This window comes from Fulvivirga sediminis (assembly GCF_016757215.1).
Classification (GTDB): domain Bacteria; phylum Bacteroidota; class Bacteroidia; order Cytophagales; family Cyclobacteriaceae; genus Fulvivirga; species Fulvivirga sediminis.
Genome location: NZ_JAESIY010000003.1, coordinates 102,383 through 114,845, shown reverse-complemented (window position 1 = coordinate 114,845; position 12,463 = coordinate 102,383). Strand labels below are relative to the sequence as shown.

Sequence of the window (12,463 nt, the reverse complement as noted above, 5' to 3'; positions counted from 1 at the left end):
AGTAATACGAGATGAAAAATTTAGAATCAATCTTATCTAAACACAATAAAGACTTTTCGGCTGTAATGCCTTACGATGTTAACCAAGAGAACGTGTGGCTGATTGATTTGAGTGATAGCAACAGAGAGGTAGCTCAGCTCAAGAGTCCGAAGCTACTTGACGCTTACATTCAAGAGCAACTAAATGCTAACCATTACAGAACAGCGCTGGGTGGTTATGGAGAAGATAGGGTTATTTACAGAAACAATAATGTATTTGATAGACCTGATCAGGAAGCACGATCCATCCACTTGGGAATTGACATTTGGGATGCAGCTGGCACAGCCATTCACTCTCCCTTAGCAGGAAAAATCCATAGCTTTGCTAATAATGCGACTACTGGTGATTATGGCCCTACTATTATTGTAGAACATGAATTAGAGAACTATACTTTTTATTTGCTCTATGGCCACCTGAGTAAAAGCTCATTAGAAAATATTTTTGTTGGTAAAGAGATTAAAAAAGGCGAACAGATAGCCACTTTAGGAGATTTTGAAGAAAATGTACATTGGCCTCCTCACCTACATTTTCAGATCATTAAAAATATGCAAGACATGCAAGGAGACTATCCTGGAGTAGCGAAACCTTCCGAAAAAGATTTCTACCTTGACAATTGCCCTGATCCCAATTTAATTTTGAACTTATCTGTGCTTAATAAATAAAAACAGGGAATCTAATTTCTCCGACCAATTTCTCTACCTGACAATCTTTAAAGCTGGATGTTTTGCCGTGTCTATTCACCGCTACACATTCAGCATTTGTCTTTTCTGCATATTCTATAATTGTAGCTTCCTTATCATCGCTATCTACGACCTCATAGGATGCTGATGACATTTCGTGTTTATCAATAAAATTTTTTAAATCATCTCTGTTCCAGAGTTTTTTATCATTTCGATGATTAACATGAATAAAATGCCATTTCGAAAAAATATTTTTCGTGAGGCTAACAAACTTATCGAAGTTATCATTGAGATATGAATCTTCATCCATTGAAACCAGAATACTTTCTGCCTCTATCAGTGCATCAACGTGCTCATTACAAACCATTACGGGACAGCCTAGTCTAATGATATCATTGGCTCGTTTATTTTGGCAGAGGGTATCGCCTATGCTTAAATGACCATTAAGCCCCATAACAATGAGCCCAATATTTTTATTTTTAAGCTGTTTCTTTATGCCAGAAGCAAAGCGATCTATTTTAATCTCAGAAAAAACATTATTATTTAAAGAGCCTACAGCGTGTACCAACTCTGTCAGCTTGCCCTGATTTTCTTTCAACAGGTTAATTGATGAGCTCAACACATCTTCAACATGTATATTTTCCTTTATCTTGTCATCAGGTGGGGGAATAAAATTAACAAGATGAATTTTGGTATGCAGTCGGTTAGCCAATCTGACTGCAGTATCAATTCCGTATTTTGCAGCCATGGTGAAATCAACTGGTACTAATATTTCTTTTCCTCTAGCATCCATTGATTAAAAGTTAAAGGCTACGAACACGTAGCCTTTGTTTATAATTGTCTACTGTCTAAGCTAACTCTTTTAATCTTTTGATGCAAATGCTGTGAACATCCAATGGCTTTTCTCCATTTCTTCTACAAATGCATTGATCATGTTTTCAGTACCTACATCACCCACATCAATAGCTGCATCAGCCACGTTAACCATATAGCTTAATAGTATTTCAAAATCACTAAGTATTTCTCTTACCATAGACATTCCATCCATGTCAGAGCCTGTTTCTTTTATCTCACTATTTTCCAAGTACTCCTTTAAAGTACTCATAGGTGTATATCCAAATACTCTTATTCTCTCAGCTATATCATCAATGTTGAGCTTGGCCTGATTATATTGCTCTTCAAACTTTTCATGAATATCAAAAAAGTCAGGCCCTTTCACATTCCAGTGGTAATTTCTTAATTTCTGGTAATGAACATGATAGTTAGCCAAAAGTTGGTTTAATGTATTAACTATTTCTGCAGTTTCAGGCTTTGAAAACCCTAACTTCTTGTAAGCCCAAAGTCTGCTTTTCTTCTCAGTAGAATTATTATCTCTTTTTTCTTCTGTCTTTACGCTCATAACTATTAATGTTTTTTTGACTTTAAAGAGACAAGAACCATACTAAAGGACTTAATATTGACATAAAATAAGCATTATCCTTCCATACAGTACTTAAAACCAATTCTAACAGAATTTTAAAGAGTAATAAAGCATTTTAAACTACACTGACAAACCTATATTGAGTATAGAAAAAGACTTTGTGTAGAAAAATTTACACACCCCTTGTAAAACAATTTATCACTTAAAGAGATTATATTGTCTTAAGTAATTATATATGGGAATTTTCAACTTTTTTAAACCAAAACCTCAGAAGGTTGAAGATGTGAGTAATGAGCCTAAGAGCATCTATCACATTTTTCAGGAGCAAATCGATACAGGAATGGCAGAGCATAAACGTTCTCCACTGGGCCTATTCGTTTCTGCCTTTGCTGCTGGCCTGGAGGTAGGCTTTACTCTTTTCCTGGCTGGAATAATGTATACCTTGCTTCATGATCATGTGTCAGAAGATGCAATGCACCTTATTCTGTCTATCTCATACCCTATTGGATTCATTTTCGTGGTAATAGGGAGGTCAGAATTATTTACTGAACATACCACGCTGGCAGTTATTCCTGTATTACAGGGAGCCACTAACTTAAGGAGCTTGTTAAAGCTTTGGGGTGTGATTTATCTAGGCAATTTATTAGGCGGATATATTATGGCATTCATACTTGCCTACCTAGGGCCTGATATGGGCATTATTTCTCAAGAAGCCTTTTATCATCTTGCTCACAAGCTTACTAAATATGATTGGGTAATTATACTAGGCAGCAGCATCTTGGCAGGATGGCTTATGGGACAACTCTCATGGTTGGTTACGTCATCTCAAGAAACTATTAGCCGAGTAATCATGGTCATCCTAGTTACGGCCTTAATAGGTGTAGGGGGCTTGCACCACTCAATTGTCGGGTCTATAGAAGTACTAGCTGGAGTGCTTGTCTCTGACAAACTCTCCATGATGGATTACCTTCACTTCCAATTTTTCACTACCATAGGCAATATAATAGGAGGCGTTGTATTTGTATCAATAATTAAATTTAGCGCGATTAAACTAAGTTTTAAGGGGAACAAAGAGAATATTTCAGATAAAGAAAAAGCTAAATGATTTTCTTATCTATATAATCGGAATTAAGTATACTCAGAGCTCCCATATAACGGAGTTTAAATGAAAGTAAATCTCCTACCTGATAATTTCCGGTAGTTTGTCCGAGATCTATAACCAGCATATCACTACTTGCTCCGGTGACCTCTAACTTAGGGTCGTCGGGGATTAAATATTCAGGAGAAATATCTAACAGGCCAATATCTATTATTGCTCTGTAAGATGTTTTTCCATAATCATCTTCATTAATCTCCAATAATTCGCCAGATGGATTCTCTGCTAACTCCCCGATAGGAACTTTAGGTTTTTCATACAATTCTATAATCTCAGCGTAGAGCTTAAAGACATCATCTTTCATGCCCTCCACTGTTTTCATAGTAAAAAGGTTAAGCCCAAAGTACAAAATCTCTCCAACCCTAAAATGATTGACACCCATAGGCCTCATTTCTTTAAGCAATAAAGGAATAGTTACAGACGTACCTCCAGAAACCCACGGTATTTCTCTATTAAATTTGGCTTCAATTAATTGCTTGTAAAGGCTGAGTTGTATTAACTTGTCTTGTGAAGGCATAACGCCATGTAAGCAATTCAGGTTAGTACCTATACCTGTAATATTAATATTAGGAAGCTCGAACACTTTAGCATAAAACTCTATTACATTTTCACCCAACACTCCCTCTCTCAGATCCCCCATTTCTATCATTATGATGATCTTGTGCATTTTATTCTGCCGAGCAGCTTCTTCCGAAAGCAACTTAATCGTAGAAAAACTAGAATTAAAGCTTACATCTGCAAATTTAACCACCTGTGAAATACTTCTTTTAGCTGGTGGTTTAATGTATACTGTCTGTACGTTTGGATCTATTCTTTTTACTACTTCCAGATTACTGATGCGAGAGTCATGCACCTCTTTCACTCCTAGGTCGATCACCTCTCTTATATAATCTTCATTGCCGCACAGTAACTTAGTAACTACACCCCATTCGATATGTCTTTGTTTAAAAAGCTTCTCTAAATAGGTGTAATTATGTTTTAATCGATCTTTATATAATTCTAAAAAAGCCATTTTTATTTTATTAATCGTGGTATATCTAATGGCAAACGAGTTAATAGCTCATAATTCAATTGATTACTCATTTCACCAAAAGAAGCCACTGATATAGTAACATTATCTTCTTCTCCAATTAAAATAACAGGTGTTCCTCTCTCTACTTCGGGTATTCCAGTAATATCAATCATCATCATATTCATATTTACCATTCCAACTACTCCCACCCTGTTTCCTTTCACTAAAACTCTGCCGTGATTACTCAACGCTCTTCCATAACCATGAGCATAACCTACTGGCACTATAGCTACACGCATGTCATGATGAGCCAAAAAACTAGTGCCGTAACCAATAAAATCTCCTGTTTTTACATCTTTTAAGCTCATAACACTGCTACTCCAGGTGATTACTCTTTTTAACGGATCTTGTTTGTCTGCATTTTTTGATTTACTCAAATGATCAATCAATATCTCTTTACTAGGCCAAAATCCATATTGTAATATTCCGATTCGTACCATATCCATTTGTGTTTTGGGGTACGCCATGGCTGCTGCAGAACAGGCAGTATGTCTTAAACCTGTTTCCAATCCATTATCTGAGAGTAATTTACAAAGTTTATTATACTTATTAATTTGTTTTTTTACCCTTACAAAGTTAGCAACGCTTTCTGCACCTGCATAGTGAGTACAAACGCCACTAATTTGCAAATACTCTTTATTAGTCTTAATGAGCTTAATAAACTTTAAAAGATCCTTTTTATTAAAGCCTGTTCTATTGAAGCCTGTCTCCAATTCAACATGAATACGCGCTGTTTGTTTTATTTTTTTAGCTATATCTATAGCTACGGCACCTCTTTCATAATCAAAAACAAAAAACTCTATTTTATTTTTAATGGCCCATTCAATATCATGATCATGTATATGCCCCATGATCATGATAGTACAATCAGCACCTGTAATTTTATGAACGGCTTGAGCCTCTACAGCACTAAAAACAGAGAAATGATCCACTCCGCATTTTTGCAGCAGAGGCACCATCTCTCTAATACCGTGTCCATAAGCATTTCCTTTTATTACAGAGGAAAGCTTTACTCCTGGCCTGAGATGGCTTTTAATAAAATCAATATTGGCCGACAGAGCGTCGTAATCCAACATGATAAATGAAGTATCATGCATCGGCCTTATTTAAAAGGTTATTAATAATGTTATAAAATACCGCAACTCCAGTAGCGGTTATTTCATCAGGAAAATCATAGTCAGGATTATGCAAATCTGGAGTATTAACACCCGCTCCTAAGCCGAATAAAGCTCCTTTGCAAGACTGAGTAAATAAACCAAAATCTTCACTCCAACGGAAAGGCTCTTCTTTAGTAACCATATCATTGCTTACCAACACCGAAGCCTCTGTAATCATATCCACAGCTTTCTTATCATTAAGTGTAGAACTAAAGCTTTCAGTATCAGAAATATTTACTTTGAGCCCATACATTTTTCCTAACTCATTAGCAAAAGCTACAGCAGTAGCTTCCATTTTAGCTAAATCACTATCTTCATACGCCCTTATGGTAGTCATTACCTCTGCTTTACCAGGAGTAGTACCAAAAGCTCTTTCTCCTAAACGCGAATGTACCACCGTAGCCAGACAGAAATTCTGCAAATTCTCTGTGTGCAAAGTGAGTTCATTTAGAAATAACTGTAACTCAGACATGGCTCGCAAAGGGCTATTGCCATTTTGAGGTTCCGCAGCGTGAGATGTTTTCCCGATTAGCTCTATAATTAGCCCCTTAGATGCAGCGGCAAAAGTACCTTCTTTTAGAATGATTTGATTTTCGGGATACCCCGGAAGGTTATGTAATGCGAAAATGAAATCAGGTTCAATTAGATTATACTTCGGATCATTAAGCATCCACCTGGCACCCTGCCCCGTTTCTTCGGCTGGCTGAAAAAGCAAGATAACCCTACCCTTTGCAGGTCGGTTATCATGCAGCAGCTTGGCCAAAGCTGCCACCATAATCATATGGCCATCATGGCCACACTTATGCCCCTTATTTTCATACAAAGAGCGATGTGGAACTTCATTTATTTCATGAATAGGTAGCGCATCTAGCTCCGCTCTAAAAGTAAGCGTAGGCCCAGCTGCACTGCCATTAAAAACAAATGCTAAACCATACCCTCCTATATGATCAATTACTTCATCAGGATCATAATTTTTAATGAAAGATGTTATTCTTTCTGCTGTATGCTGCTCCTCTCCAGAAACTTCAGGGTGTTGATGAAGTTCATGCCTTAACTGCTGCAGTTCTTGCAGGAATGAATCTTTTAAAATCATTATATAAACTAGAGGCTTATTTTTTTAGCCTCATTTCTAAATATTTATTTGTAAAACCTAGTTTCTCATATAAAATCTTGGCCGGGTTATCAGGCTCAACATGCAGGGCTATGTCTCCTTCTGCATGGGAAATAGCTTTATTCATTAATTCCTTACCAATACCTTGCCCTCTATAATCACGATCCATAGCTATATAAACCAAAATATTTTCCGGTATATATCCTTTCATTCCGGTTCTATTTACTACTACCGCTCCTATCACCTTACCATCTTTACGAGCAGTAACTACATAACCTCCAGGGGTAACACCCGTATTCAAAGCGTAATCAATTGCTTTTGAAATATCTTCTTTAGGATCTCCATACTGATCCAAATGTTTAAACAAAAAATTAGCTACCTCTTCTCTTTGAATAAGTCCTACGGTGTTAGCAGGTCTGAGGATATTATACTGAATCATATATTGCGTGTCTTTTTTTATATTAACTTGTACTTTATTCATTAGTTTAATTTAATTCTACTTTCTGTTTTTGTCTAAATGTATTTACTGTAACAAATACAAAAGCTGAAGCCGCTATTCCATAAATATTAGCATCAAGCCCTAAAGGTAGCTCTGTAGAAGTAAGGATGAGCACCAAGGTGACTACACCCCCTGTAAGCATAGCCAAAAAAGCCGCCAGGGAACTGCTGTTTTTAATAAACAGGGCTCCTAAAATCGGCACGAACAAGCCTGAAACCATAAACGCATAGGAATACAGCATAAGTTCCAATACATTTTTCATGTAAGTGGCCAAAATCAGCGCTGCTACTCCTACAATTAGTGTAAGTACTTGAGATGTTCTTAGTATACTTTTATCACTTTTATTCACATGAAAATATTTACCAAAAACATCAGTAAGTAAATTACCTGAAGCAGCCATAAGGCAGCTATCTGCAGTAGACATAATGGCTGAGAAGTACGCAGACATCATTAAGCCCATAAGTCCTACAGGCAGCACCGTTCTCAGCAAAAGTGGTAATCCCATTTCAGCATCCAACGAGCCGAGTCCTTCATAGCCCAAGTGCTCAAACATACCTTGTTCTGCACCCACACGAGCAAAAAGCCCTAGTAGAACCCCCATAAAAGCCATTATGGGCCACTCGAATATACCGGCAATGAACCAAGCTTTTTTAGCATCCTTCTCACTCTTGCAGCTATATATTCTCTGATACAACGTCATACCTACAAACCAAATAGGAATTATGGTTATACCCCAATTAACAAATGTTTGCCAGCTAAGGTTAGTCATTGATAAATAATCTGCTGAAAGAGTCTGCTCTATAGCGTCATAACCTCCAATAGCCGAATACCCCAAAGGGAGCCCAATAAAAACAAGGCCGGACATTAGAATAATCCACTGAATGGTATCGGTATAAATAACCGCTTTCATCCCCCCCATTACCGTGTATACTATTGCTATCACTCCCATAATGATTAGGGCCGTGTTCATATCTAGCTCTATAAACGAGGCTGAGGCCAACTTAGCACCTGCCAATATTTGTGAACTAGTAAAGCCTAAGTAACCAATAGCAGAAATTATACCTGCCAGTAAAGCCACATGCTTATTATAATGGTGACCAAAAATCTGTGGAAAAGTAAGCAGGTTTAAATCTTGCGACAGTTTGCTTACCTTAGGTATGAGTACCACTGCAGCCAACCAGGCTCCTATCAGTCCTGTAAATAGCATCCATGACCCTGACACTCCCATAGTGAAACCTAAGCCTCCTAATCCAATAGAAAAACCTCCACCCACATCTGTAGCCACCACCGATAAACCCACATGCCATGGACTCATGGTTCTACCTCCTACGTAATAATCATCTGTATTTTTATTTTTCTTTAGGAAGAAAAAGCCCACGCCAAGCATAAGTAGCATGTATACGGCAAAAATGATAAGATCAATTGCATGCATATGGAAATTATTTTCTACAGAAACTAATTTACAGCAAAAGTATAGATATGAGATGATAAATACCATTTTTTAAGCATTCAATCAGCCTTATATCATATAATATCTTTTATTTTTCTTCATCATCGACTTCAAACAATGGATTTGAATCAACATCATCAATTCCCATTACTTCAATCACTAATTGAAATGCCTGTTCTATCTGCTCTAGCTTTTGGGGAGTAAGCTTAGAAAGTTTAGCACTCAGTTCATCGTGCATAAGCTGAGGTGTTCGGCTAAGCATCTTCTTGCCTTGCTGCGTAAGTAAGGCATATACCTTCCTCTTATCCTTATGGTCCTGCTCCTTACTCAATAGTCCTTTGAGGGTAAGCCTATTCACTATACCGGTAACCGTACTGTTGTTCAAATTAAGATACTTTGTGATTTGGCCATGAGAAGCCTTATTTCCTTCCTGAAACTGCAAATACTTTAAAGTGAGCAACTGAGGAATGCTTATGCCATAATTTTTCTGTATCTTTTTTGATTCAAGATTAACATGGCGAACTAGTTTTCTGATATTTATTATAATGCTGGTAGAATCCAAAACCATTATTTTAACTCAAAATTAGTAGATTGTTTGGCTACGACCAACTATATGCAAAGACAATAAACCCTTGAAAACTTTTAGAGTCTACAAAAGATTATTTTTCTTTACAGTAAGATATGCCTATGAAAAAGATCATCACATTTGCGTTGCTTATTATGTTATCCGGTACTCTGCAAGCACAGAGCAAGGTAAAAATAGCTAAACTGAAATATAACGGAGGTGGTGATTGGTATGGTAACAAAACCGCCCTGCCTAACCTAATCAATTTTTGCAACAAAAACCTTAACACCAATTTACATGCTGAAGATGAGCATGTGGAAGTAGGCAGCCCGGATATTTTCCTCTACCCTTACCTCTACATGACAGGGCATGGAAATGTAGTTTTTTCAGATAGTGACGCACAAAATCTCCGAAAATACCTTGAAGCAGGAGGATTTTTGCACATAGATGATAACTATGGCCTTGATCAATTTATAAGGCTGGAAATGAAAAAGGTATTTCCTGAGTTAGAATTTGTAGAACTCCCCTTCGATCATCCCATCTACCATCAAAAGTATGATTTTCCTAATGGCCTTCCGAAAGTACATGAACATGATGGCAAACCGTCTCAAGGGTTCGGCTTAGTGTATAAAGGTCGGTTGGTATGCTTCTATAGCTATGAATGTGACCTAGGTAATGGATGGGAAGACCAAGCTATCTACAACGACCCGGAAGAAAAAAGGCAAGAAGCTCTTAAAATGGGCGCGAACATCATCTCTTACTGCTTCACACAATACCAGTAATTTACATTGCTTTAAGACATTATAAGAATAATTATCTTCTCATCAACTAAACTTATAGTTGCAAAACTAAGTTTTTAGTTCTATATTGAGTTTCATATTCGCGAATAAGATAAACAAATGAAAGAACTAACAAAAGCAGAAGAACAGGTGATGCACATTTTATGGCAGCTAAAAACAGCATTTGTAAAAGATATTATAGAAAAAATGCCAGCCCCAAAGCCTGCCTACAATACTGTATCCACCATAATCAGAATATTAGAACAAAAAGGTTTTGTGCAGCATAAAGCCTATGGTAAAACCTATGAGTATTACCCTATAATTGAAAAAAGCAAATACAGTAAATTTTACTTTAACAATTTTCTCTCAGGGTATTTTAATGGCTCATTTGAAAAGCTAGTATCCTTTTTTGCCAAGGAAAATGATCTGGATATTAATGACATGGATGAGCTAATGAAGCACGTAAAGGATGACCTTAAAGAAGATAAAGATGAATAACATAATCAACTATTTTGTAGAAGCTAACATTTGCTTAGTGATACTAGGCACCTTCTACTTCTTATGCCTTCAAAAGGATAATCATCATAGATTCATAAGGTTCTTCCTCATTGGGTCAGGCTTTTTATCGGTTACCTTACCATTAATCAATTTAGGTAGTTTTATGACCGAGCAAAGTACCAACGGATCCGGAGTCATAAAAAGCATTCAGAGTACATTTATACTACCTGAACTTACCATATTTGGTTCTGCAGGTAAACGCTCACTATTATACATCCTAAATTCGTATAACTGGCTGCATATTCTGGCAACACTATACTTGTTAGTAAGTGTTGTTCTAATCACAATATTCTTCTTTCAAATCTGCCAGATATTATGGCTAAGCAAAACGAAAAAGGCTTTTAAACAAGATCATTTTACCTTTATTCTTACTGATGGCCAACTGCCTACTTTCTCCTTTTTCAAACTACTCTTTTATGATAACAGCATCAAACTCAGCGATGATGAAAAGCAAAAAGTTATAGATCATGAGCTGGTGCACATTCGTCAAAAGCATAGCTGGGATATTGTATTTTATGAACTTATAAAGACTATGTTCTGGGTTAACCCAATAGTTTGGGTATTTAAACTAAGGTTAAAATATACTCACGAATATCTCGCTGATGAACACATAATACAAAAAACATCGAAAGAGTATTATAGTCATCTACTCGCTAAAATCACTCTGAACCAAATGAGCCTGGGGCTGGCACATCACTTTAACAAATCATTCACTTTAAATCGAATAAAAATGATGAACACCCCAGTAAGTAAATTCAAAACATGGAAATGGATAACCCTTATTCCCATTGTTACCATACTTTTTATTAGTATCAGTTGTAACGATGACTCAGCTAGCGAAGCAACAGAAGCTATGTCTACAGCACATCAACGCGAAGTGCCTAAAGAACTTCAGAGCGAATTAGCACGACTACAACAAGAATACCCAGAAGCCAATTTCACCTACATGGAAACCGACGCTGACAATGAAGAATCAATGATTAAATTCAAAAATCTTGACCCTGAATCTATTGGATATATTAAAAAATACGAAGACAGAGGCATGATAGGTGTAATTGTCAATCAAAATGGACAGCTAAAAAAAATAGCTAAAGCTACCAATTTACCAGATGACGAAGTCTTCTCCATTGTAGAAGAGCCCGCTATGCCAGAAGGTGGGTATGAAAACCTCTATGAAAAAATAAGTCAAATTATTAAATATCCATTACAAGCAAGAAAAAAAGGAATTGCCGGAAAGGTATTTGTTCAATTTATCATAAACGAAAACGGGCTTCTTTCTGATACTAAAGTAGTAAAAGGGATAGGCGCTGGCTGCGACCATGAAGCCATGCGAGCATTGAACGCAGCAAGTCTGGAAATCACCTGGAAGCCTGCCTTGGAAAGAGGTGTAAAAGTAAAACAAAAGTTGATTTTGCCAATCACTTTCGCACTGGATGATAATGACAATAACCAATCAAGCATAAACATAGACGAAGTGTCGAACAGTGGAGAAAGCCAAATAAAACTAGACATTAAACATGATGGCCTCACTGTATATGGTACCGTTATGAACAAAGAAGGCAAACCGCTCGCTGGTACCAACATAATAATTGAAGGTACTAATCAAGGATCAGTATCTTCAATCGATGGCTCATTCAAGATAAAGCTCAACACTCCAAAGGATAAACTAATTTTTAGCTTTATGGGTTTTCAAACCACTAGCTATTCCCTTGAAAAATGCTAGCTCACCTTTTGCCTTCAATAGCCCAATTAAATTTAACTTTTTAACTGGGTAAACTAACTTACCTTTATCAATACTCTTAATAAGAAAAGCCCCTAGTTAGGGGCTTTTCTTATTTTATCATTTTCACAACTTCTCTCTGCAACCGAAAGCGCAAACGTTTACGTAACTTTTTACTATCCATACTCACTTTAATCGATGTTTTTACACTACATTAGATCACATATAATCATGAAAAACACCTTTACAAAGGTCTA

13 protein-coding genes are annotated in these 12,463 nt (G+C 36.7%); 5 read left to right on the top strand and 8 right to left on the bottom strand.

Annotation, left to right across the window (positions count from 1 at the left end):
• Positions 1-11 precede the first annotated feature (11 nt).
• Positions 12-701, top strand: coding sequence for a peptidoglycan DD-metalloendopeptidase family protein (locus JL102_RS06365; RefSeq protein WP_202243429.1), 690 nt, complete (start codon positions 12-14; stop codon positions 699-701).
• On the opposite strand, the gene JL102_RS06360 is transcribed toward JL102_RS06365, so the two are convergent.
• Positions 691-1,512, bottom strand: a complete 822-nt coding sequence (locus tag JL102_RS06360) for a universal stress protein (protein ID WP_202243428.1) — start codon at positions 1,510-1,512, stop codon at positions 691-693. The two genes, JL102_RS06365 and JL102_RS06360, sit on opposite strands and share 11 nt — an antisense overlap.
• A gap of 69 nt (positions 1,513-1,581) precedes the next feature.
• Positions 1,582-2,118, bottom strand: coding sequence for a Dps family protein (locus JL102_RS06355; protein ID WP_202243427.1), 537 nt, complete (start codon positions 2,116-2,118; stop codon positions 1,582-1,584).
• A gap of 256 nt (positions 2,119-2,374) precedes the next feature.
• Here JL102_RS06355 and JL102_RS06350 point away from each other — a divergent pair, with 256 nt between their 5' ends.
• Complete coding sequence (locus tag JL102_RS06350; protein ID WP_202243426.1) at positions 2,375-3,244, top strand: formate/nitrite transporter family protein; 870 nt, start codon at positions 2,375-2,377, stop codon at positions 3,242-3,244.
• Here the strand turns inward: JL102_RS06350 and JL102_RS06345 are convergent.
• The 6 genes from JL102_RS06345 to JL102_RS06320 all read right to left on the bottom strand — a co-directional run bounded on the left by JL102_RS06345 (position 3,237) and on the right by JL102_RS06320 (position 9,146).
• Entirely contained in the window at positions 3,237-4,307 is a 1,071-nt protein-coding gene (locus JL102_RS06345; RefSeq protein ID WP_202243425.1) for an alanine racemase, read from the bottom strand. The genes JL102_RS06350 and JL102_RS06345 overlap by 8 nt on opposite strands.
• Before the next feature lie 2 nt (positions 4,308-4,309).
• On the bottom strand, positions 4,310-5,464 hold the full coding sequence (alr, locus tag JL102_RS06340) for an alanine racemase (RefSeq protein ID WP_202243424.1): 1,155 nt from the start codon (positions 5,462-5,464) through the stop codon (positions 4,310-4,312).
• Positions 5,457-6,617: an amidohydrolase gene (locus JL102_RS06335; protein ID WP_202243423.1), complete on the bottom strand. Its 1,161-nt coding sequence runs from the start codon at positions 6,615-6,617 to the stop codon at positions 5,457-5,459. Before JL102_RS06335 ends, alr begins: the two co-directional genes overlap by 8 nt.
• A gap of 16 nt (positions 6,618-6,633) precedes the next feature.
• Complete coding sequence (locus tag JL102_RS06330; RefSeq protein ID WP_237390488.1) at positions 6,634-7,074, bottom strand: GNAT family N-acetyltransferase; 441 nt, start codon at positions 7,072-7,074, stop codon at positions 6,634-6,636.
• 46 nt (positions 7,075-7,120) lie between these two features.
• Positions 7,121-8,566 (bottom strand): sodium:solute symporter family protein, encoded by a 1,446-nt coding sequence (locus JL102_RS06325; RefSeq protein ID WP_202243421.1) that lies wholly within the window; start codon positions 8,564-8,566, stop codon positions 7,121-7,123.
• A 106-nt stretch (positions 8,567-8,672) separates the two neighbouring features.
• Positions 8,673-9,146 carry a MarR family winged helix-turn-helix transcriptional regulator gene (locus JL102_RS06320; RefSeq protein ID WP_202243420.1) on the bottom strand — a complete coding sequence of 158 codons (474 nt, stop codon included), beginning with the start codon at positions 9,144-9,146 and terminating at the stop codon, positions 8,673-8,675.
• Between the two features lie 125 nt (positions 9,147-9,271).
• Between JL102_RS06320 and JL102_RS06315 the strand changes: the two genes are divergently transcribed.
• The 3 genes from JL102_RS06315 (at position 9,272) to JL102_RS06305 (ending at position 12,209) form a co-directional block, all read left to right on the top strand.
• Complete coding sequence (locus JL102_RS06315; RefSeq protein ID WP_202243419.1) at positions 9,272-9,931, top strand: DUF4159 domain-containing protein; 660 nt, start codon at positions 9,272-9,274, stop codon at positions 9,929-9,931.
• Between the two features lie 117 nt (positions 9,932-10,048).
• Positions 10,049-10,426 carry a BlaI/MecI/CopY family transcriptional regulator gene (locus JL102_RS06310; protein ID WP_202243418.1) on the top strand — a complete coding sequence of 126 codons (378 nt, stop codon included), beginning with the start codon at positions 10,049-10,051 and terminating at the stop codon, positions 10,424-10,426.
• Positions 10,419-12,209, top strand: a complete 1,791-nt coding sequence (locus JL102_RS06305; protein ID WP_202243417.1) for a TonB family protein — start codon at positions 10,419-10,421, stop codon at positions 12,207-12,209. The genes JL102_RS06310 and JL102_RS06305 overlap by 8 nt, the downstream gene beginning before the upstream one ends.
• Positions 12,210-12,463: the final 254 nt, after the last annotated feature.

Excerpts from the sequence above, each read along its gene's own strand:
- JL102_RS06365 (WP_202243429.1), top strand. The coding sequence starts at position 12 with ATGAAAAATTTAGAATCAATCTTATCTAAACACAATAAAGACTTTTCG.
- JL102_RS06345 (WP_202243425.1), bottom strand. The coding sequence starts at position 4,307 with ATGGCTTTTTTAGAATTATATAAAGATCGATTAAAACATAATTACACC.
- JL102_RS06305 (WP_202243417.1), top strand. The coding sequence starts at position 10,419 with ATGAATAACATAATCAACTATTTTGTAGAAGCTAACATTTGCTTAGTG.
- JL102_RS06360 (WP_202243428.1), bottom strand. The coding sequence starts at position 1,512 with ATGGATGCTAGAGGAAAAGAAATATTAGTACCAGTTGATTTCACCATG.
- JL102_RS06310 (WP_202243418.1), top strand. The coding sequence starts at position 10,049 with ATGAAAGAACTAACAAAAGCAGAAGAACAGGTGATGCACATTTTATGG.
- alr (WP_202243424.1), bottom strand. The coding sequence starts at position 5,464 with ATGCATGATACTTCATTTATCATGTTGGATTACGACGCTCTGTCGGCC.
- JL102_RS06335 (WP_202243423.1), bottom strand. The coding sequence starts at position 6,617 with ATGATTTTAAAAGATTCATTCCTGCAAGAACTGCAGCAGTTAAGGCAT.
- JL102_RS06355 (WP_202243427.1), bottom strand. The coding sequence starts at position 2,118 with ATGAGCGTAAAGACAGAAGAAAAAAGAGATAATAATTCTACTGAGAAG.
- JL102_RS06330 (WP_237390488.1), bottom strand. The coding sequence starts at position 7,074 with ATGATTCAGTATAATATCCTCAGACCTGCTAACACCGTAGGACTTATT.
- JL102_RS06325 (WP_202243421.1), bottom strand. The coding sequence starts at position 8,566 with ATGCATGCAATTGATCTTATCATTTTTGCCGTATACATGCTACTTATG.
- JL102_RS06350 (WP_202243426.1), top strand. The coding sequence starts at position 2,375 with ATGGGAATTTTCAACTTTTTTAAACCAAAACCTCAGAAGGTTGAAGAT.
- JL102_RS06315 (WP_202243419.1), top strand. The coding sequence starts at position 9,272 with ATGAAAAAGATCATCACATTTGCGTTGCTTATTATGTTATCCGGTACT.